The organism is Paraburkholderia megapolitana (assembly GCF_007556815.1).
Taxonomy (GTDB): domain Bacteria; phylum Pseudomonadota; class Gammaproteobacteria; order Burkholderiales; family Burkholderiaceae; genus Paraburkholderia; species Paraburkholderia megapolitana.
In genome coordinates, this window is record NZ_CP041743.1 from 2,274,196 (window position 1) to 2,295,051 (window position 20,856).

General features: G+C 64.6%; 21 protein-coding genes. 7 read left to right on the forward strand and 14 right to left on the reverse strand.

Annotated elements, in window-relative coordinates; translation table 11 throughout:
* Positions 1–30: 30 nt before the first annotated feature.
* Together FNZ07_RS09645 and FNZ07_RS09650 are read right to left on the reverse strand one after the other, a co-directional pair.
* The gene (locus tag FNZ07_RS09645; RefSeq protein WP_091017760.1) at positions 31–354 is read right to left on the reverse strand and encodes a CcdB family protein; all 324 of its coding nucleotides are present in this window, start codon (positions 352–354) and stop codon (positions 31–33) included.
* A complete protein-coding gene (locus FNZ07_RS09650; protein ID WP_091017766.1) occupies positions 354–635 on the reverse strand; it encodes a type II toxin-antitoxin system CcdA family antitoxin in 282 nt (93 codons plus the stop codon). Before FNZ07_RS09650 ends, FNZ07_RS09645 begins: the two co-directional genes overlap by 1 nt.
* 226 nt (positions 636–861) lie before the next feature.
* Between FNZ07_RS09650 and FNZ07_RS09655 the strand changes: the two genes are divergently transcribed.
* Entirely contained in the window at positions 862–1,416 is a 555-nt protein-coding gene (locus FNZ07_RS09655; protein WP_091017768.1) for a putative glycolipid-binding domain-containing protein, read from the forward strand.
* On the opposite strand, the gene FNZ07_RS09660 is transcribed toward FNZ07_RS09655, so the two are convergent.
* The 8 genes from FNZ07_RS09660 to FNZ07_RS09695 all read right to left on the reverse strand — a co-directional run bounded on the left by FNZ07_RS09660 (position 1,391) and on the right by FNZ07_RS09695 (position 9,793).
* A complete protein-coding gene (locus FNZ07_RS09660; protein ID WP_091017769.1) occupies positions 1,391–2,359 on the reverse strand; it encodes an alpha/beta fold hydrolase in 969 nt (322 codons plus the stop codon). The genes FNZ07_RS09655 and FNZ07_RS09660 overlap by 26 nt on opposite strands.
* The gene (locus FNZ07_RS09665) at positions 2,356–3,234 is read right to left on the reverse strand and encodes a metal-dependent hydrolase (RefSeq protein WP_091017770.1); all 879 of its coding nucleotides are present in this window, start codon (positions 3,232–3,234) and stop codon (positions 2,356–2,358) included. The genes FNZ07_RS09660 and FNZ07_RS09665 overlap by 4 nt, the downstream gene beginning before the upstream one ends.
* Before the next feature lie 70 nt (positions 3,235–3,304).
* Entirely contained in the window at positions 3,305–4,216 is a 912-nt protein-coding gene (locus FNZ07_RS09670) for an SDR family NAD(P)-dependent oxidoreductase (RefSeq protein ID WP_091017772.1), read from the reverse strand.
* 92 nt (positions 4,217–4,308) lie between these two features.
* Entirely contained in the window at positions 4,309–5,889 is a 1,581-nt protein-coding gene (locus FNZ07_RS09675; protein WP_091017774.1) for a flavin-containing monooxygenase, read from the reverse strand.
* A gap of 202 nt (positions 5,890–6,091) precedes the next feature.
* Positions 6,092–7,108, reverse strand: coding sequence for a sulfonate ABC transporter substrate-binding protein (locus tag FNZ07_RS09680; RefSeq protein WP_091017776.1), 1,017 nt, complete (start codon positions 7,106–7,108; stop codon positions 6,092–6,094).
* A 165-nt stretch (positions 7,109–7,273) separates the two neighbouring features.
* On the reverse strand, positions 7,274–8,119 hold the full coding sequence (locus FNZ07_RS09685; protein ID WP_091017778.1) for a MerR family transcriptional regulator: 846 nt from the start codon (positions 8,117–8,119) through the stop codon (positions 7,274–7,276).
* An 89-nt stretch (positions 8,120–8,208) separates the two neighbouring features.
* Positions 8,209–8,763, reverse strand: a complete 555-nt coding sequence (locus FNZ07_RS09690) for a GNAT family N-acetyltransferase (RefSeq protein WP_091017780.1) — start codon at positions 8,761–8,763, stop codon at positions 8,209–8,211.
* Between the two features lie 172 nt (positions 8,764–8,935).
* Complete coding sequence (locus FNZ07_RS09695) at positions 8,936–9,793, reverse strand: LysR family transcriptional regulator (protein WP_211367917.1); 858 nt, start codon at positions 9,791–9,793, stop codon at positions 8,936–8,938.
* Positions 9,794–9,914: 121 nt separating this feature from the next.
* On the opposite strand from FNZ07_RS09695, the gene FNZ07_RS09700 reads away from it, so the two are divergent.
* On the forward strand, positions 9,915–10,901 hold the full coding sequence (locus FNZ07_RS09700) for a quinone oxidoreductase family protein (RefSeq protein ID WP_091017784.1): 987 nt from the start codon (positions 9,915–9,917) through the stop codon (positions 10,899–10,901).
* A 23-nt stretch (positions 10,902–10,924) separates the two neighbouring features.
* On the opposite strand, the gene FNZ07_RS09705 is transcribed toward FNZ07_RS09700, so the two are convergent.
* Both FNZ07_RS09705 and FNZ07_RS09710 read right to left on the reverse strand, forming a co-directional pair.
* Complete coding sequence (locus tag FNZ07_RS09705) at positions 10,925–11,206, reverse strand: hypothetical protein (RefSeq protein ID WP_091017785.1); 282 nt, start codon at positions 11,204–11,206, stop codon at positions 10,925–10,927.
* A gap of 115 nt (positions 11,207–11,321) precedes the next feature.
* A complete protein-coding gene (locus FNZ07_RS09710; protein ID WP_091017786.1) occupies positions 11,322–12,203 on the reverse strand; it encodes a DMT family transporter in 882 nt (293 codons plus the stop codon).
* Positions 12,204–12,313: 110 nt separating this feature from the next.
* Between FNZ07_RS09710 and FNZ07_RS09715 the strand changes: the two genes are divergently transcribed.
* Positions 12,314–13,792: an aminotransferase-like domain-containing protein gene (locus tag FNZ07_RS09715; protein ID WP_091017787.1), complete on the forward strand. Its 1,479-nt coding sequence runs from the start codon at positions 12,314–12,316 to the stop codon at positions 13,790–13,792.
* On the opposite strand, the gene FNZ07_RS09720 is transcribed toward FNZ07_RS09715, so the two are convergent.
* Positions 13,737–15,245 carry an MDR family MFS transporter gene (locus FNZ07_RS09720; protein ID WP_091017788.1) on the reverse strand — a complete coding sequence of 503 codons (1,509 nt, stop codon included), beginning with the start codon at positions 15,243–15,245 and terminating at the stop codon, positions 13,737–13,739. The two genes, FNZ07_RS09715 and FNZ07_RS09720, sit on opposite strands and share 56 nt — an antisense overlap.
* A gap of 94 nt (positions 15,246–15,339) precedes the next feature.
* Between FNZ07_RS09720 and FNZ07_RS09725 the strand changes: the two genes are divergently transcribed.
* Positions 15,340–16,050, forward strand: coding sequence for a TetR/AcrR family transcriptional regulator (locus tag FNZ07_RS09725; protein ID WP_091017790.1), 711 nt, complete (start codon positions 15,340–15,342; stop codon positions 16,048–16,050).
* 2 nt (positions 16,051–16,052) lie between these two features.
* Here FNZ07_RS09725 and FNZ07_RS09730 read toward each other — a convergent pair whose 3' ends face one another.
* On the reverse strand, positions 16,053–16,952 hold the full coding sequence (locus tag FNZ07_RS09730; protein WP_091017793.1) for a LysR family transcriptional regulator: 900 nt from the start codon (positions 16,950–16,952) through the stop codon (positions 16,053–16,055).
* A 112-nt stretch (positions 16,953–17,064) separates the two neighbouring features.
* Between FNZ07_RS09730 and FNZ07_RS09735 the strand changes: the two genes are divergently transcribed.
* The 3 genes from FNZ07_RS09735 (at position 17,065) to FNZ07_RS09745 (ending at position 20,787) form a co-directional block, all read left to right on the forward strand.
* On the forward strand, positions 17,065–18,621 hold the full coding sequence (locus FNZ07_RS09735; protein WP_091017795.1) for an MFS transporter: 1,557 nt from the start codon (positions 17,065–17,067) through the stop codon (positions 18,619–18,621).
* Between the two features lie 276 nt (positions 18,622–18,897).
* Positions 18,898–19,947 carry an LLM class flavin-dependent oxidoreductase gene (locus FNZ07_RS09740; RefSeq protein WP_091017797.1) on the forward strand — a complete coding sequence of 350 codons (1,050 nt, stop codon included), beginning with the start codon at positions 18,898–18,900 and terminating at the stop codon, positions 19,945–19,947.
* A gap of 123 nt (positions 19,948–20,070) precedes the next feature.
* Positions 20,071–20,787, forward strand: a complete 717-nt coding sequence (locus FNZ07_RS09745; RefSeq protein WP_091017799.1) for a TetR/AcrR family transcriptional regulator — start codon at positions 20,071–20,073, stop codon at positions 20,785–20,787.
* The last annotated feature ends 69 nt before the right edge of the window (positions 20,788–20,856 follow it).

Genomic DNA, 20,856 nt, shown 5'->3' on the forward strand with positions numbered 1-20,856 from the left:
GGTCCGGCCGGTGCCGTTGCCTACGACTAATCAGAAAGCACCGAACAGACGATCGAGTGCAGCGAGAACCCGGCCCTGTTCGTGTTGGAGCGTTCCGATTGTGGGTCCTAGTTCACTGGTTCTGATCGCGCCAAGAAATGGCGTTTCCAGTATGAATTTTTCGCCGCCGATTTCGATAATCGGCGCAAGATCCTGCGCGACCTTGGCCACTGTGTAGTTACCGGTCACGCGTGTCAGCGGGATTACGACCCGCGACATCAGATCTCCCAGATGATCGCTTTGAACATCGAGTACGTACGGAGATTTCGCCCTGGACCTGGATGACGGATTGTTGTGCAGATCAAATCGGGCCATCAGAACATCCGATGCTCGTCGAGCGGTAGACCATCGTGCTCGATGCGTGCGTTCATCTCTGCGATGAAACCTGCGTGCTCTGCTGCCCACAAACGCGCCTCGGCTTCATGGACCTCTGCTCGTAGCCCGCGTTCGCTTGCACGTGAGACGTTGACGTCCAGTTCCTTCGCGCGGTCAAGCAGATCGGACGGCAACGATACATTCGTCGGCTTGCGTGTAGCTTTCCGCGCCGATTGAGACGGGGACAGTTCTCCCACCTGGCGGATTTGTGCAAAACCCATGTTCAACTCCCATGCGCATAATATTGCGCATAGTATCGCACATCTGGGCCACGATGCGTTGCCGGTCTGCGATACCGGGCCAGGTTCAACTGCCCCGGGGTGGTGCCGGTTCGGCTAGGCACTCCGCGTGCCCGCCAACGGCCGCGTTACCATGAACCTCCCTGACAAAGCGGCGCTCGGCGATATCGAATCGGGCGCACGCAGTCCTACCCAAGGAGGCACGGTCATGCGCACAGTGCGTTGGGCATCCGAAGAAGACGACGGCATCGAGCATCTGACGTTCGATGCACGACCTGAGGGATTTTTCATCGAAAGCACGGTGATCGGGCAGCGCGATGGCCAAACCTACGGCCTTTACTACACCGTCCGATGCGATCCGCTATGGCGGGTGACGTACGCGTTTTTGAAAGTCGCAGGCGGCGGCGAACTCGAACTGCACGCCGACGGCGCAGGTCACTGGCGCGACGGACACGGTCTGACGTTAAACGCGCTCGATGGCTGCATCGATATCGACATCACCGTGACGCCGTTCACCAACACGCTGCCAATTCGCCGGTTGCAACTCGCGGAGGGCGAGCGTCAGACCATAGCAGTGGCCTATATCGCCGCGCCGGAGCTGCAGGTGACGCGTGTCGATCAGGCGTACACGTGTATCGAGCGGGATCGCGAGTATCGCTACGAAGGTTTGCTGAGTGGATTCACGACCCATCTGAAAGTCGACGACGACGGTCTCGTCGTCGACTACCCGACGATGGTCAGGCGCCTGCCGCCTGTGCGTTGATAGCGTTGCCGCCACCAGGCGTTGCGCTGCGAACAGTATCGACAACACCAACCGCGCCATCCATCTGCGCATGTTGCGCAACGAAACTATCGATATCCGCGGCGATCAGCAACGGATCGCGCAGCACCACCCAATGGCTCGCATCGATCTCAGTGCGCACATAGGGCCCAAGCCAGCGCTCGAGTCCGAGCGAAAGCGGCGGTCCGACATAGCGGTCGCGCATCGGCACGATGAACTGCACCGGCGTATGCGCATGCCGTGCGCGCGGATGCAGCAGACGGTCGATGAAATTCGCGCGATACAGGTTGATGCCGTTGAGCGCGTTGCGCAGTTGCGCGGGGTCGCGCTCGGGGCGTACGCGTTCCGTCACGCGCAGCCACAGCGGCCAGCTGCGCGCGCCGCCCAGGCGCCACACCAGTTCCGGAATGAGCGGCAGGTGAAAGAAGAAGATGTACCAGGACTTCAGTATCTGCTTGAGCCTGCTGCCTGACCCCGCCTGTGCGGCCTTCTGGTCGCGATCGCCGCGCAGGCCCAACGCCGCGTGGTCGAGGCACGGTCCCGAGATCGACGTGTAGGACGCAATACGCCCCTGGAACCCCGGGTCCGTGACCGCTTCCCAGCACTGGATCGAGCCCCAGTCGTGACCGACCAGATGGAACGGCCGCGTGCCGCAGGTCGCCGCGGTGACGGCGGCGAGATCGGCGGCGAGGCGTTCGAGCCGGTAGCCCGAGCGTGCGGCGGGCGCCTCCGATGCACCGGCACCGCGCACGTCGTAAGAGATCACGCGATAGCGCGAATCGAGTTGCGCGCGCACCGGTTCCCACACTGTGGCCGAATCCGGATAGCCGTGCACGAGCACGATCGGTGTGGCGTCACGCGGGCCGCTGACATAGACGGCGAGCCGCACGTCGCCCGCGTCGACGACGAGCGTGTCGCGAATCATGCTGCGGCTCGCACGCCGCGGCGCGACGCCTTCAGCGCGGGGTTCCCCGCGTTGGAGGCCTCGACAGCAGCGACCAGTCCATCGATACGCGACAGTTGCGCGCGATTATCGTGATCCCACGGATGGAAACCCGGCTTGAAGAAGCGCAACCATTCGAGTGCGATACGCGGAAACACGCCATGACGCGGACCGTACAGAAACTTGACGACTTCCCACATGCCGCGCAGATGGCCGCCGCGCTTGCGGTCGGCGAATATCAGCCGCACGTGGTAGTCGAACACGATCAGCCAGAACACGACGGTGGTGGCCAGCATCGTGCCGGTACGCACCAGATAGCGCGCCGGGCCCGGTTTGACGACGGTATTCCAGACGTCGTACGAAACAGCCTTGTGCTCGGTTTCTTCGAGCGCGTGCCACGTCCACATCTGCGCATAACCCTCGACTGATCCGGCGATGCGCGTTTCGTCTTCGAGCAGCAACCCCGCAAGCATCGCCGTGTAGTGTTCGAGCGCGATGGTCATCGCGAGCTGGAACGACGGCGGCAGTATCTTGCGGTTGAAGTTGAGGAACGCCGCGAGCTTGTTGTCGAGCTTGTGCGCAGGCAACCCGGCCGCTTGCAGCAGGTCGTTGTATTCGATGTGCTCGCGCGTATGCATCGCTTCCTGACCGATGAAGCCGAGCACCTGCTTCTTCAGCACAGGGTCGGTGATCTGGTCGCGGTAGTAGCGCACGCTGTCCATGAAGAAGCGCTCGCCGGCCGGAAACAGCAGCGACAGCGCGTTGAAGTAGTGCGTCACGTGCGAACCGAATGCGTGCCAGTCGGAGGCCCGTTCAGGCGGCAGTGCGAACCGCAGGTCGCGGCGAATCGGAATCATCGTTGTGCTCCTTGTTACTCTTTGACAGTAGCGTTCTCGTGGTTCAGTGAGCGGCGCCGCTTCGAGCGCATCATGCGCGCCGGCTTGTCGCCGCCGCATCGCGTGCGAGGGCGCGTTTGTGCGCGATGCGCGCCATGCGGCGCGTCTGCATCACGACCAGCACCTGGTATGCGGAGGGCAGGATGCGTGCAAGCCAGTCGCCGGCTTTCGCATCGCGACCAATCAGCACGCGGCGCTTGTTCTTGCGTACGCCATCGAGGATCACGCGGGCCGCTTCGTCCGCGGTCGTGATGAAAAACTTCTCGAAATCGTCCTTGCCCTGCTGCTCGCTCTCGATCATGAAACCGATCATGTTCTTCGAGATGCGGCCCGACTGCGCGATTCCGGTCTGGATGCCGCCCGGATGCACGGAGGTCGCGGAGACGCCGCAGTTCATCAGATCGAGTTCCTGACGCAGCGATTCGGTGAAGCCGCGCACCGCGAATTTGGTCGCGTTGTAACCGCTCATGCCGGGCTGCGCGAAGATGCCGAACAGGCTCGACGTATTGACGATGTGCCCCGCGCCCGACGCCTTCAGATGCGGCAGGAACGCTTTCGTGCCATGCACGACGCCCCAGAAATTGACGCCGACAATCCACTCGAGATCGCTGTATTCCATGCCTTCGATCGTGCTCGACAGCGCGACGCCCGCATTGTTGAACACGAGATTCACGCGATGGTGTTGCGCAACCGTTTCGGCGGCCCAGTCGAACATCGCGGCGCGATCGGAGACGTCGAGCGCGCGGGTCGTGATGCGCAGCGGCGCGCCGACCACCTGCGGTGCGGCGGCCTGCGCGAGTTGCGCCGTTTCCGCGAGGCTCGTCGCGTTGCGGTCCGCCAGCGAGAGGTGGCAACCTTCGCGGGCGAGGGCGATCGCGAGCGAGCGGCCCATGCCTGAGCCCGCACCGGTAATCGCGGCCACTCTGTCGGTGAAATTCTTCATGCGCTTTTCTCCTGTCTCTCTCGATGCTTTGTCGTTTTCAATGCGTTTGCGTTGCGTTTCGATATCCGGAATGCGTTTGCCGTGCCGGGTGTTCAGGTCGCTTCCGCGGAGGCCGTCGTGGCGGTTACGCCATTGCGGTCCTGCACCGGGGCGAGCTTTGCATCGTGCGCCGCAGTCGGCGCGTACGCGTAGTAGTCGCCCATGCTGAAGCTGCTCGTCGCCTGGCGGAAACGCCACGTGAATCCCGGCCACAGTGTCGTGTTCTTGCCGCTGCGCGGATCGAGGTACCAGCTCGTGCAACCGCCCGTCGACCAGATCGCACGATCGAGCTGCTTCTGGATTTTCTCGTTGTACGCGCGCTCGACCTGCGGTCGCACTTCGACGGCTGCCGCGCGTTCGGTACGCATTGTCTGCAGCGCGCGCAGGATGTATTCGACCTGCGACTCGATCATGTACACCATCGAGTTATGACCGAGGCCGGTGTTCGGACCGACGATCATGAAGAAGTTCGGATAGCCGGGCAGGGTGCTACCGAGATACGCATGCACGCCGTCGCGCCACGTATCGACGATGTCGACGCCGTCGCGACCGAGCACGACGCCCCGTGGGAACGGATCGGAGATCTGGAAGCCCGTGCCGTAGATCACGCAGTCCACCGGGTGACGTACGCCGTCATCGGTGACTACAGCATCGGACTCGATGCGCGTAATACCGGTCGTCACCACCGACACGTTGGGACGCGAGAGTGCCGGGAAGTAGTCGTTCGAAATCAGCACGCGTTTGCAGCCGATCGTGTAGTTCGGCGTGAGCGTCGCGCGCAGTTTCGGATCGGGCACCTGGCGGCGCAGATGCCGCTCGGCGACCTTCTGCACCGTCTTCATCAGCGACGGATGAATCGCGAAACCGAGCACGCGCGATTCGAGCATCCAGTAGAGGCCCGTGCGCATGATCTTTTGCGTGAACGGCAGATGCTTGAAGAGCCACTGCTCGATCGGTTTGATCGCGCGGTCGGCCTTCGGCATGATCCACGGCGGCGTGCGCTGGAACAGTTCGAGCTTCGCAACGCTCGGTGCGATCTGCGGCACGAACTGGATCGCGCTGGCGCCGGTGCCGATCACTGCAACGCGCTTGCCTTCCAGCGAATACGTGTGGTCCCAGTGCTGCGAGTGGAAGGATTTGCCCGTGAAGTTCTCGATACCCGGAATGTTCGGCATCGCCGCGCGCGACAGGCCGCCCATGCCCGACACCAGCACGCGCGCCGACCACTGCTGACCGTTTGCGAAGCGCAACTGCCAGCGGTGGCTCGCCTCATCGTAGATCGCGCTGACGAGTTCGTGACCGAAGCGCAGATGGCGCTGCACGCCGAAGCGCGTCGTGCATTCTTCCAGATACGAGCGGATTTCCGGCTGGCGCGCGAACATCCGCGTCCAGCGCGGGTTCGGTGCAAACGAGAACGAGTAGACGTGTGACTGCACATCGCAGGCGCAGCCCGGATAGTGATTGTCGCGCCACGTACCGCCGACGGAATCGGCCTTCTCCGCGATCATGAAATCGGTCTGGCCGCTCTGACGCAGCCGGATCGCCATCCCGAGACCGGCGAAGCCGGAACCGATGATCGCAACGTCGGTATCGATGGACGCCGCGGCGTCCGGAGGCATCGTGCGCGCATTCATCCGGTCTGTCTCCTTTTTTATCCGCTCATAACTGTTACATTGATTGATGTAACGATAGAGATGAAGCCCGGATGACGCAAGTCCCTGTTTAGACGGGGGACTCTATGGGGAGGGGGAGAGCGGCGCCAGCCGGCCTTGCCGCGCCCGCAAGGGCGGTGCGGTAAGGCCGGCAGGAAAAAACGAGGGGGAGTGCGGCGGTGTCTTACTGGGCGGCAAGCCGCGCGTTGGCGCTGCTGTTTTGCCAGACGTTGTCCTTCACGGCGATTTTCTGCGGAATCAGCTTCGCGCCGTAAAACGCATCGGCGACGTGCTGTTGCGCCCGCGCGATGTCGTCGGTGACGGCCGTCGCGCCGTACGGCACGCGGCGTATCCATTTCTCCACCAGCGCGGCATCGAGCCCGACCTTCGGCGCGATCAGCGCGGCCGTTTCCGCGGGATGCTGGTTGACCCACAGGCCGCTCGCGCGCAGTTGCACGAGCACCTCGCTGACCACATCGGGATGCTGTTGCGCGAAGTCGCGGGTGGCTTCGTAGAAGTTGTACGTGAGGCCCGCGGGCGGGAGCGCCGTGTAGTCGGCAAGCGTGCGCGCCTTCAGTGCCTGCTGTGCGGCCGCGTAGTACGGGTCCCAGATAGCCCATGCATCGACGTCGCCCTTTTCGAAGGCGGCGCGTGCATCGGCGGGCGCCAGATACACCGGACGGATATCGTCGTAGCCGAGCCCCGCCTGGCGTAATAGCTCGAGCAGCAGATAGTTGGCGCTCGAACCCTTCTGCAAGGCGACGCGCTTGCCCTTCAGATCGGCCAGTTTGCGCAGCGGCGAATCGGCCTTGACGATCAGCGCTTCGCTGAGCTTGCTACCCGGCTCGGCGCCGACGTACACGAAGCCGACGCCGCCCGCCTGGGCAAACACCGGCGGCGGTGCGCCGGTATAGCCGAAGTCGATACTGTTCGCGTTCAGCGCTTCGAGCAGTTGCGGGCCCGCGGGAAATTCGAACCATTTAACGCTGTAGCCGAGCGGTTTGAGCTTCGTTTCAAGCGTGCCTTGTGCTTTCAGAACCGCGAGCAGGCCGGCTTTCTGATAACCGACGCGCAGCACGCGATCGCCGCCGGCGCGATTTGTGTTCTGTGCGAATGACGCGCCGGTTGCGCCAAACGACAGCGCGAGCGCAACGGCAGCGAGCGCGAGTCTGCGCCGGTTTCTCGCCGGTTGAGATTTCATCGGAAGCTCCAGGGGTGAATGCGCAGCGGCCACGCGCTGAGCGGTGGCCGTGCGTGGTTGTGCGGTTACGAGGTGCGGGAGATCGTCGCACGCACACACGCCGGCGCAAACCAAGCAATGCAGATTTGGATATGACGCGCGGCAGGGCGCCGCGCGTTAGGCGCGCTACTTCTTGCGGCCCTTGGGCGGGTCCGCCGGTTTGACCTGTGTCACGGAGTCGCCGTCGTGCACGTGGCCCAGCTTCTCCATGATTCCGGCGACGCGGTCGCCGAGATAGTCGCCCGATGCTTCCTCGAGCGCGCGATTCATCTCGCTTTCGACGAGCACCATGCTGAGCGGACGGATACGCCAGATAGCGTCGACGAGTGCGGGGACATCGGCGGGAGGCGGCAGCGCGCCGGCCTCGTAGTGGTCCAGCCGGCGAACCACCAGATCGACCAGCGCCTTGGCGATCGCGTTGAAGTGCGGGCGTGACACGCGCAATGCGTCGAGCAGGTCGGGAGTCGGTACGCCTTCGCGCGCCATCGTCGCCCCGGCAGCGAGCGTGGACGGGCTGCGCGCGACGAACGACAGGCCTTCGCGTTCGAGCAATCCCAGTTCGATCGCTTTGCCGAGCATCGTCGGCGAAGCCTTGCCGCCGAACAGTTGCATGAGTTCGAGCAACGAGTATTTCTTCGGCCGTTCTTGCGACCAGCTACTGCCGATCGCCGTTTCGAGCCCGAGGATCGAGCGCAGGTCGTGGCCTTCGTCGATGGCCTTGATCAGGTCCTGGATGTTCGCGAGCGTGTAGCCGCGTGCGAGCAAATGGTTGATCAGCTTCAAGCGGGAAACGTGCGTGTCGTCGTACACGCCGACACGACCGCGTTTTTCCGGCGGCGAGAGCAGGCCGCGATCCTGATAGGCGCGCACGTTGCGCACGGTGGTGTCGGTCACACGCGCGAGTTCGTCGACGGTGTATTCGTTGCGCGGCGTGGCTGGCGTCGCTACGGCGGGAGAGGGCGTCTTGGGCATGTCGCGATTTTAACGCGCCACGCCGCGAACCGGGCGCATCCAATAAATAGCTTGCCGGATCGGGCCGTCACCGCGTGGGGTCAGGTGGCTCACGGACGCAGGTCGTCAGGCATGACGTCGCTGCCTTTGCCGAGCGGGCGCTGCATCAGCGTGGTGTCGAGCCAGCGGCCGTGCTTGAAGCCGGCACCCTTGATCGTGCCGATCAGTTCGAAGCCGAGGCTTGCGTGCAGCGACAGGGAGCCGCCGCGGCCGCCGTCCGCGATGACCGCGATCATCTGCCGCCAGGGGCCGGCTTCGCAGCGCTCGATCAGTGCCTGTAGCAACACGCGGCCGAGGCCGCGACCGCGAAAGGCGTCATCGATGTAGATCGAGTCTTCGATCGTGTGGCGATAGGCCGCGCGCGGGCGGTATGGCGTTGCGTAGCAATAGCCCGCGACCTTGCCGTCGATCTCCGCCACCATGTACGGCAGGCCGCGCTCCAGCACGGCGGCGCGGCGCGCCCGTAGATCGTCGACGGAAGGAGGTATTTCCTCGAACGAGGCGACGCCTGTCAACACGTGATGCGCGTAGATGGCCTGGATGGCGGGCAGGTCGGAGTCGGTGGCGTCGCGTAGTTGGGTTGTGTCGGTGGGGAGGGTGAGCATGGGGTGTCGGGTAGAGCGATAGGTCGTGCGCGTCGAAGCGGGACAGCGCACACGGCGCAGTAGGAGTTCTGGTTCGGGATTCACTATGCCAGCGTGAGCCAGCGAATTGAAGCAGGTCAAAAATGACGCGCAACGAAAGCGGCCACATTGCGTGTGTTGTCGGGCAGCGGCATCACAGGCTGTCACCGGCATCGTGTACTGCCTGCGCGATCGCTTCGGCGACGGCCTGGACGCGCGGTGAGCGTCGCACGTCAGGATGAACGGCGAGCCAGATCTCGCGTTCCACATCGCATACGACGTCGGTATTGAGAACGGTCAACGCATCATCGCCGTTCGCGATAAAGCCCGGTAACAAGGCCACGCCGGCACCGGCGCGGCACGCCTGGTAGATCGACGTGAGGTCGTTCGCGATCAGCGCGAACGGCCGGGCTCCCGCGAACTGCACGAGCCACTGCTGCTGCGGCGCATCTGCGAGCGCTTCGTTGTAGCCGATGAATTCCCATTCGCTGGGCGCCCGGCTACGCCAGTGCGCGGTAGCACGCAGTGAGAACCGCATCGTGCCGAGCTTGCGCGCGGCGAGCCCGGGTTCCGGTGGGCGGCCGAGCCGCACCGCAAGATCCGCTTCGCGGCGAAACAGGTTCGCAGCCCGCGCTTCGCCGACGATATCGAGCTGGATGCGAGGCCATGCACGCCGCCATACCGCGAGCCGGGGCACCAGAAAATGGCTGCCGAACCCGGGCGGCACCGACAACCGCACCGTGCCCTGCAGCGACACCGCGCCGCGCGATGCGCGTTCGAACGCATGCGCTTCTTCTTCGATGCGCACCGCGTGATCGACCAGCAACTGGCCTTCGGTTGTTAATGGCCAGCCGCGCGGCAGCCGGTCGAACAGACGCACGCCGAGCATCTGCTCCATCGCGTCGATGCGGCGCGCGACTGTCGAATGCTGGACGCCCAGCGTGCGCGCGGCCCCGGAGAGGCTGCCGCCACGTGCCGCCGCCAGAAAATAGCGGATGTCGTCCCATTGCAGGCCGGGCACGGGCTTCGAGCTATCTGTCGAATTTTGCACAGTAGTTGACGATTTATCTGGAATTCCAATCGATTATGCACGAAGCCTATGATCGCCCATTGTCAATTGATGGAGTGCAGCGATGGGACAGCGTGACGCGTATCAGATCGGTTTCGAAGCCTATGGCGACGCGGGGGTGTTGCGGATGTTTTCGAATCCGGTGCCGGCGCCGGCCGCCGGCGAGGTGCAGATCCGGCAGACGGCCGTGGGCGTGAATTTCGTCGACGTCTACTTCCGCTCTGGTCTGTATCGTCTGCCGCAGTTGCCGGCCGTGCCTGGCGTCGAGGCGGCGGGCGTCGTGGAAGCGGTGGGGCTGGGTGTCGACGGCATCCAGACCGGCCAGCGCGTCGTGTATGGCGGCATGCCGCCCGGCAGCTATACGAATCTGCGCAACCTGCCGGCCGATCGTGTGCTGCCGGTGCCCGACGGCATCTCCTATGAAACGGCCGCCGCCGCGCTTTTGCGTGGTGTAACCAGCTGGATGCTGCTGCGGCGCGTACGCGAACTGAAGCCTGGCGACACGCTGCTCGTCCACGCGGCGGCGGGCGGCCTCGGACTCATTCTCGTGCAGTGGGCGAAATCGCTCGGTGCGCGCGTGATCGGGACGGTCGGGTCGCGCGAGAAGGCGGCGCTGGCGCTCGCGCACGGGCTCGATCAGGCGGTGCTGTATCGCGACGAGGATTTCGTCGAAGCAGCCCGTGAGTTTGGCGGCGGGGCGGGCGTCGACTACGCGGTGGATGGCATCGGTGGCGATACGCTGCGGCGTACGCTGGGTGCAGTGAAGCCGTTCGGAATGGTGGCGAGCGTCGGGCAGGTTGCCGGAGAGGCCGCGCCTGTTTCGCTCGACGAACTCGGCCCCGCACGTTCGATCGCCCTCGCGCGGCCGAGTGTGCTCGGCCTCATGCGTGACACGGTGCAGTACCAGCGCGCGGCACGCGAAACACTGGATCGCGTGGCAGGCGGTCTGCACGTCGAGATCGGCGAGCGCCTGGCGCTCCAGCGCGCGGCGGATGCACACCGGCGAATGGAAACCGGTGCGACGACGGGCTCGGTGATTCTGATTCCCTGATTCCGTAGAGCCTTGTCTGTGCCTCAGGGGTGCGAGTAAATCGACTGAGTCGACAGCCGGGGCGTAATACGCCGACGATGCTTCTTGATCTTGTGCTTCGGCCGTTTCGTCGGACGCGCTTCGGCTTGTCGCCGTGCCTGCATCTGGGGCTGCGCCGCTGGTGTCGCCGGCTGAGGCGCGGCGGCGGGCTGCAACGTGGACTGTCCTTCGCCGAAGCGATAGGTCTGCGAGGTTTGCGCGTGCGCCGCGAGCGGCAGCACCGGCAACGCGAGCGCGGCGAGCGCGAGGTAGTGCGAAAACTTCATGAGGGCTCCTGTTCGGCAAGGGTGTCAGGATACCGCAGGGCTACAAGTGCAACGCTGCGTCCGGGGCCTTGGGAGGATCGGGCGGATCGCGTGGATCGGCATCGCAACCGTAGCTTCAGCTCCGCACAGGCTCCCGCCGCGCAAATCGCCTGGCTCCCGCCACGCAGGCGACGACAGCGACCGTAACCGCGATCATCGCCGGCGGCACCGGCTCGTGCAGCAGCCCGGCCGCCAGCACGAGACCGAAGAACGGTTGCAGCAACTGCAACTGTCCCACCCCTGCGATACCGCCGAGTGCGAGCCCGCGGTACCAGAACACGAAGCCGATCAGCATGCTGAACAGCGACACATACGCTAGGCCCCACAGCGCGGCATGACTGACGCCGTCGAACGAGGCGGGCCGTAGCCACCAGGCGAGCGGCAGCATGGCCGGCAGCGACAGGACGAGCGCCCACGAGATCACCTGCCAGCCACCCAGATGCCGCGACAGCCGCGCGCCTTCCGCATAACCGAGCCCGCACGCGACAATCGCCGCGAGCATCAACGTATCGCCGGCGAGCGACGCCGTCACCCCGTTGCGCGCCGCAAACCCCACGACCGCCGTACTGCCGAGCGCCGAGAAAATCCAGAAGGCCGGCTGCGGCCGCTCGCCGCCGCGCAGTACGCCGAAGATCGCGGTCGCGAGCGGTAGCAGCCCGATGAACACGATCGCATGCGCCGACGTGACATGACGCAGCGCGAGCGCGGTCAGCAGCGGAAAACCGACGACGACACCCAGTGCGACGATCAGCAGCGGCACGATGTCGCTGCGCGCCGGCCGCTTTTCGCGAAACACGATTAGCAGCGCGAGGGCGAGCACACCGGCAATGGCGGCGCGCGCGAGCGTCAGAAACAGCGGGTCCAGCCCCTGCACTGCTACGCGCGTGGCCGGCAATGAGCCGCTGAAAATCACCACGCCAATCATGCCGCTGAGCCAACCGTCCGTCGTCTTGTCCATCGGAGCATCCCTGTGAAGCGCAAGCAGCGAGTATCCGCCGGCGCAGCCGAAAGGGTAAGCTACAGGTCAGTACAATTCATTCAAACTGTACTTACAAAGGAGCAGTACAGATGAACCGATCCGGCCAGGACACTCCAGTTGCTACGGGGGTTACCTCGGGCACGCGCGTCGACACCGTCATGGACACATTGCGCGAGCGGATCGCCAACCGTTCGCTGATGCCGGGCGCGCGCGTACCGTCGCTGCGCAGCATGACGGGTACGCTCGATGTATCGAAATCGACCGTGGTCGAAGCGTATGACCGGCTCGTGGCCGAAGGCGTGCTCGTGGCGCGTCGCGGGTCGGGCTTCTTCGTCTCGGGTCATGCGCCGCCGCTCGCGCTTGCCGATCTCGGACCGCGTCTGGACCGCGACGTCGATCCGTTGTGGCTCACGCGGCAGTCGCTCGAAGCCGATACGCGTGCGCTGAAGCCGGGCTGCGGCTGGCTGCCGGCATCGTGGCTGCCCGAGGACGGCGTGCGGCGCGCGTTACGTGCCATCGCGCGCGACCAGACCGCGCAACTCGCCGACTACGCAACGCCGGCCGGCTTGCCGGCATTGCGCCAGCAACTCGCATGGCGGCTCGGGCAGCATGGCACCGCCGTGCTGCCCGAGCAGATCGTGCTGACGGACAGCGGTACCCAGGCGCTCGATCTCGTGTGCCGTTTCCTGCTCGAACCGGGCGACACGGTGTTGATCGACGACCCATGCTACTTCAATTTCCAGGCGCTGCTGCGCGCGCATCGGGTGCGGGTGATCGGCGTGCCATACACGCCGGTCGGCCCCGATCTCGCCGCATTCGAGCAGGCGCTCGTCGCGCATCGGCCGCGGCTCTACGTGACCAATTCCGCGCTCCACAATCCGACCGGCGCGACGCTGGCACCGGCGGTAGCGCATCGCTTGCTGAAGCTCGCCTACGAACACGATCTGCTGATCGTCGAGGACGAAATTTTCGCGGATCTCGAGGACGAACCGGCGCCGCGACTCGCGTCGTTCGACGGGCTGGCGCGTGTCGTATCGATAGGCAGTTTTTCGAAGACGCTGTCCGCCGCCGTGCGTTGCGGCTACATCGCTGCGCGCAGCGAATGGATCGAACCGCTCATCGATCTGAAGCTCGCGACGTCGTTCGGCAACAGCCAACTCGCGACCGGCGTCGTGCATCGGTTGCTGGTGGATGGGACATACAGGCGGCACCTCGAAAACCTGCGCGTGCATCTCGCCGATGCGATGGGCGAGACGGTGCGGCGTCTCACTTCGGCGGGTCTCGCGCTATGGACCCGACCGCGCGCCGGTCTCTTCGTCTGGGCAAGCCTGCCGGACGGGCTCGATGCCGCCGATATCGCGCGTTACGCGCTCACGGAGAACATTGTGTTCGCGCCGGGCAACGTGTTCAGTGTGTCGCATGGCGCGACGAGCTTCCTGCGTTTCAACGTGTCGCAATGCAACCGGCCGAAAGTCTACGAAGCGTTGCAGCGTGCGATGGAACATGCGTCCATCACCGCGCCCGCAACGGCTTCTCCTCGATCAGGCACGTCAGCACGAACGCAATGACGGCGAAACAGGCTGCGAAGAAAAACACCGTGTGCAGCGCGCCTGCGAACGCCTGCAGGTAGTCGTTGCGCAACGCCTCGGGCAACTGCTGGATCGTCGCCGGGCTGAGCGTGTGGGGTAGTTCCGTGCCGGCCGGCACGAGCCGTTGCAGCCGTGTGGCGACGCCATTCGAGAACACCGCGCCAAACGACGCAGCACCGATCGAGCCGCCGATCGAACGGGCCAGCGTCACCCCCGACGTTGCGACACCGATGTGCTTCGGATCGGCGGCGCTTTGCACCGCGAGTATCAGCACCTGCATCACCATCCCGAGACCGCAGCCAAGCAGCCCCGTGTACAGGAACATCAGGTGCAGCGGCGTGTCGACCTTCAGCGTGGCGAGCAGCACCAGCGCGATGCTGACCAGAAACGTGCCGGTGATCGGGAACATACGGTACTTGCCGATCTTGCTGATCACGCGGCCGATCACGGCCGACATCACGAGCAGGCCACCCATCATCGGCAGCATCTGCATGCCGGCCTGGGTCGGCGTCGAACCCTTGACGATCTGCAGATACAGCGGCAGGAACGTCACCGAGCCGACCAGCGCGACACCGACGATAAAGTTGACGAGGCTCGAGAGCAGAAACGTGCGCTCGCGAAACAGTTCGAGCGGGATGATCGGCTCCGGCGCGTTGCGCTCTTCGTAGATAAAGCCGCCGATCGAAATCAGCCCCATCACCAGCGTGCACCACAGTTGCGCCGACGACCACGGCAGGATCGTGCCGCCCTGGCTCGTGAAGAGAATGATGCCGGTGAGCGCGAACGTGAGAAACGCGGCGCCCATGTAGTCGATGGTGTGCCGGACTTGTGTCACGTGCGGCTTGAACACCGCGCCGATCACGGCGAACGACATCAGGCCCAGCGGTACGTTGATATAGAAAATCCAGCGCCACGACAGATGCTCGACGAGAAAGCCGCCGAGCAGCGGACCGACGATCGTCGCAAGCGCGAACACACCGGCGAACAGCCCCTGATAGCGCCCGCGTCCGGCTGGCGGCACGACGTCGGCGATCGCCGACATCGTCACCACCAGCAGACCGCCGCCGCCGAGACCTTGCAGCGCGCGCAGCAGGATCAGTTGCGTCATGTTCTGCGCGAGCCCGCACAGCACCGAGCCGACGAGAAAGACGCCGATCGCGGCCTGCAACACGATCTTGCGGCCGAACTGATCGCCGAACTTGCCGTACAGCGGCACCACGACCGTCGACGAGAGGATGTAGGCGGTCACGACCCACGACAGGTTGGCCAGCCCGCCCAGTTCGCCGACGATGGTAGGTAGCGCGGTCGACACGATGGTCTGGTCGAGCGCGGACAGCAGCGTGACCAGCAGCAGCGCCGAAAGCAGCAGGCGCAGCGGCGGGTGGGCAGGCGCACTGGCAACGGGCGCGGAGACGGTGGTATCGAGGTTCATGGGAACGGGCAGCCGGGGATCCGGCCTTGAAATTAATTAACGACGAGATTAATATATTCGACAATTCCCTGTTCGTCAAATCCGAAACACTTACATGGCCACGACCCGATCCGCCACAAACACGTTGAAACCGAAGGAACGCAAGCCGCGCGTTGCCGCCACGCCGCCGCGTCGTCCCGGCCGCCCAACGGGCAGCGCGCGCGGGCCGGAACAGCGCGCCCGGTTACTCGACGTGGCGCTCGAACTGTTCGCAAGGCAGGGCATCTTCGATACGACGCTCGGTGCGATTGCCCGCGAGGCCGGATTCACGCCGGCAATGGTCCATTACTACTTCAAGACCCGCGAGCAGTTGATCGACGTGCTGATCGACGAGCGCTTCCTGCCGCTGCGCGCCGAACTCGGCAATCCGTTCGGGGAGCATCCCGACGATCCGCTCGCGGGCATCACGCAACTGGCGCGTCGGCTCGTCGATGTGTCGAGCCGGTACCCGTGGTTTCCGGCGTTATGGATACGCGAAGTGATCACCGAAGGCGGGTTACTGCGGCAGCGCATGTTCGAGCGTTTCGGCGATGCGCATCAGAAGGAGTCGGTGGCGGCGATTGCCAGGTGGCAGAAGGCGGGCCGGCTGAATGCGGATATCGAGCCGTCGCTGGTGTTTCTCACGGTGCTCGGGCTGACAATTTTGCCGCTCGCGACGTCGAAGATGTGGCGCAACGATCCGGTGCGCAAGTCGCTGACCGCGAACGACATCGCGCGGCACGCCGTCGCGCTGCTGACGCACGGCGCCGGACCGCAGCGCGACTAGCGCTAGATTTTCGTATCGGCGAACAGCCGCTCGGTCAGGAAGTCGACGAACACGCGCAGCTTTGGCGAGAGCTGTTTGCTCGACGGCCAGAGCACCGAGAATTGTCCTTCGTGTTCGAGATAGTCCTTGAGCACGAGCCGTAGCGTTCCATTGCGAATGTCGTCGCGCACCAGAAAGTCGGGCATGTAGCCGATGCCGAGTCCCAGCACCGTGGCGCCGCGCAACGCTTCCATGTTGTTGCAGGTGAGCGCGACGTGGCAATTCGCCATGAAGTTCTCGGGCTGGTCGCGAATGTTCCAGTCGTGCAGCTTGCCCGTGGTCGGAAAGCGGAAGCGCAGACACGTGTGCTGCGTGAGATCGGCGGGGACGGCGGGTTCGCCGTGCCGCGCAAGGTAGTTCGGCGTCGCGCACAGCACGAAGCGAAACGGTCCGAGCCGGCGCGCGGTCAACTGCGAATCGGCGAGCTCGCCGCTGCGGATCGCCGCGTCGAAACCACCTTCAATCACGTCGACGATGCGATCGTTGAAATCCAGCTCGAGATCGACCTCCGGATAGCGCGCGATGAACTCCGGCACGACCGGCAGCAGGAACCGGTAACCGATGGTCGGCAGCGTCACGCGCAGGCGGCCGCGCGGCGCTGCGTTGGCCTGCATCATCATCGTTTCGGCGTCGCCCAGCGCATCGAGAATGCGCCGGCAGTGCTCGTAGAACCGCTCGCCGTCTTCGGTCAGACTGACGCGCCGGGTGCTCCGCTGCAATAGCCGTACGCCCAGATGTGCCTCGAGCCGCGCGACGCTCTTGCCGACCGCCGATGCCGTCAATCCGAGCTGACGCGACGCACCGATAAAACTCAGCGCTTCGGCTGTGTGCACGAACGCGACGATTCCAGTGAGATTTTCCATTGCCGATTCCGGAATTTGAGTCCGTGGTGATTGTACATCGGCGTTATTTATCAACATGGTGTCCGTAATTAGACTGGGAGGCATTCAAACCGCCTTCTCTACGGAAACCGTCATGTCCCATTCTTCGCTTCAGCCTGCGGCAGCGCGTTCGCTCGTGCTGCTCGGCGTATGTTGCGCGGCCGTCGTGTTGCCGCTTAGTTTTTCGGCGGGCGCGATCGCGACGCCTGCAATCGGCCGTGCGCTCGGTGGTGGTCCCGTCGCGCTCAACTGGATTACCAATGCGTTCATGCTCGCGTTCGGTAGCTGTCTGATGGCGGCGGGCGCGCTGGCGGACCAGTTCGGGCGGCGGCGCGTGTTTCTGAGCGGCATCGCCGGGTTCGCGCTGTTGTCGCTGCTGCTTGCGTGTGCGCCGGGCATCGTCTGGCTCGATGTGCTGCGCGGCGCGCAGGGCATCGCGGCGGCTGCGGCGCTGGCGGGCGGCTCGGCGGCGCTCGCGCAGGAGTTCGAAGGCCACGAGCAGGCGCGTGCGTTCAGTCTGCTCGGCACGACCTTCGGGGTTGGCCTCGCGTTCGGCCCGGTGCTCGCTGGCGGACTGATCGAAGCGTTTGGCTGGCGCGCGGTGTTTGCATCGACGGCGGTGCTCGGCACGGTTGCGCTGCTGCTCGCGGCACCCCGCATGCGCGAGACCCGCAGTCCAACGACCGGGCGCATGGACTGGCCTGGCGTCGCCAGCTTCACCGCGATGTTGTGTCTTTTCACGGTGGCGATACTCGAAGCGCCGTCGATCGGCTGGGCCCATCCGGCGATCCGCGTGCTGCTCGTCGCGGCGGCGTTCGCGCTGACGACGTTCATCGCGATCGAACGGCGCTCCGCGCACCCGATGCTCGACCTGTCGCTGTTCCGCTACCGGCGTTTCATCGGCGTGCAGATGCTGCCGATCGCGACCTGCTACTGCTTCGTCGTGCTGCTGGTCTTGCTGCCGATCCGCTTCGTCGGCATCGACGGTCACACGCCGCTTGCCGCGGGCCTGATGATGCTCGCGCTGTGCAGCCCGATGCTGTTCGTACCGATGCTGGCGGTGCGGTGCACGCGGTACGCGTCGCCGGGCGTGGTATCCGCGGCCGGTCTGCTGATCTCCGCCGCGGCGCTCGTGTGGCTCGGCAGCGTGCCGGCGCATGCGGCGCCGTTCGCGATCCTGCTGCCGATGGTTGTCATCGGCATCGGCGCCGGGTTGCCGTGGGGGCTGATGGATGGCCTGTCGGTGAGCGTCGTGCCGAAAGAGCGCGCCGGGATGGCGACCGGGATTTTCAGCACGACGCGCGTGGCTGGCGAAGGGCTCGCGCTCGCGATGGTCAGCGCCGCGCTCGCCGCAATCGTGGCGTTTCGCTTGAGAGCGGTGCTGCCGGCATCGGTGGAAACTGCTGGCGGCAACGGTCTTGCCGCGGCGGCGCAGCGACTCGCCACCGGCGACCTCGCCGGCGCAGCCGCCAGTTTGCCGGGCGTGCCGCTGACGCTGCTGCGCGAGCATTACGTTGCCGCGTTCCAGTGGTTGAGCGACGGTCTCGCGCTGGTCACCGTGCTCGCCGCACTGGCCACGCTGATCTACCTGCGCAGCAACGACCGGCCGGAGCCGCGCATCGCCGCGAACGCGCTGTCGGACGAATACTGAATTGAAGCGGGGGTGGCCGCGACGACGCGAGAGAGTGGTCTGTCCGGCACAGATACCACCACTCACCGCGCATCGAATTGATCGGCAATGTCGGCTTTTTCCGGGACAGACATCGCGGAATCAGCCATATCTAATGTTCCCGGTGTCGCATGACTCGCCAGGGTGCGTTATGCATTTCTCGTGAGTAGATACGCCACGTACCCAGACACAGCGCGCGAACGCGTGCTAGCGGGGTGTTACCAAACCGTGCGCTTCGCGCGCCAGCAAGGAGAAGAAATGCAAATCGGCACGTTCCTGACCATGCCCGCGCCGGAGCCGCGTCCGTCCGCCGAGATTCTCGCGCGCGGCATCGAGGTGGCGGTCGCCGCCGAAGAACTGGGGTTCAGCCACCTGTGGCTTGCCGAGCATCACTTCACGAACTACGCGTACTCGTCGCGGCCGCTGATGCTGCTCTCGCATATCGCCGCTCGCACGAAGCGCATCCGGCTCGGCACCGCAATCGTGCCGCTGCCGCTGCATCATCCGCTCATCGTCGCGGAAGAACTGGCGATACTCGACGTGCTCAGCGGCGGGCGTGCCGAAGCCGGTTTTGGCAAGGGCTACCAGCAATATCAGTATCAACGTTTCGGGCTCGTCAAAGGTGCGCGTCCGAAGCGTGACGACGAAGCGCTCGAAGTCCTGCAGCGCGCGTTGCACAATCCGATCGTCGAATTCGACGGCACCGAGTTCCAGATTCCGCGCACGCGGCTCTATCCGCGTCCGGTGCAGGAGCGCATGCCGTTCTGGGTCGTCGTCAATTCGACGCGGCGCGACCAGATCGAAACGGCGATCGCGCGGCGCATGAATTTCTTCACGGGCGGGCTCGAGCCGATCTCGAAGCTGGTCAATATCCGCGAGCGCTATCCGGATCTCGCACCGCAACTCGATGGCGTGCGTATCGGCACGCAACGGCCCGTCTATGTCGCCGAGAGCGAAGCCGACGCACGCGACGCGATCGAGCACGTGCGCTGGAACGGCCGCGCCACGCTACGGCTGCGGCACGAACTGGGCGAAGTGGTCGATGGCGTGGTGTGTGCCGATCCGCTCCAGGACGAGCCTTCCGACGAAGCATTACGCGACGACTTCGTGGTGATCGGTACCGCCGAACAATGCGTGCGCCAGCTGCAGCGCATCCGCGACGGGATCGGCTGCGATTACTTCAACGCGAGCTTCTGGTTCGGCGCGTTGCCGCAAGCGCGGGTGCTCGCGTCGATGCGGCGTTTCGCTGAGCAGGTGCTGCCGGCGTTCGAGCAGACCAACGTGAGCGAGCCGGAAGTGCAGGCGTGATGGCCTGGCCGGGAGGATGTCGTCGGTTCGGACGCCGACTCCTGACTCCCGGCTCTCAGTCTGTAAAAAATCAAATCTATATTTGAAATTGACCGGGCGATCGATTTCCCGATAGCATGGCGCATGTCTACAAAAATGCGTCGTCGTCCCGATTCAGGCCAACCGTCCGCCGGTGAGCGTGCGAGCGAGAGATTACTGGAAGCTGCCGGCGAGGTTTTCGCCGAGAAAGGTTACGACCGGGCGACCAGTAAGGAAATCTGCGAGCGAGCCGGCATGAATGCGGCATCGGTCAACTACCATTTCGACGGTATCGAGTCGCTCTACGCGGCCACGCTCGCGCATGCGCACCGGCAAATCGTCACGATCGAGGTGCTGCAGGAGATCGCATCGAGCGATGCAAGCGCGCGGCACAAGCTGCGCGCCTACATCGCGCCGGTGGTGCGGCGCCTGGCCAGTCCTGCCGCCGCGTCGTGGGAAATGCGGCTTCTTAGCCGCGAGGTGCTTTCGCCGTCGCCGGTTAAAGCGGCCTTCATCCAGACCGAAATACTGCCCAAAAAGAAGATCCTCGGCGACATCCTTGCGGAGTTGATCGGCGTGAAGCCGGACGACCCCGTGGTGGGGCGGGCCATCCTGACGGTCGTGGCACCGTGCCTGATCCTCGCCATTTCCGACCGCACGATGCTTTCATTGATGATGCCTGGCATCACCGATTCGGACGTCGAAGTCGAACTGCTCATCGACCATCTCGAACGCTTTATCCACGCAGGTCTGGCGGCTGTCGCGCAACACGTTCAGGCGGAGACGGGCGACAAGCCCGGTCGTCCCGTGCGGCGAAAATAAATTTCAAATTTGAATTTGACAAAAAATTACCGGGGGCGCAGCATCTGGCGATCGTAATCAACGGCTCTC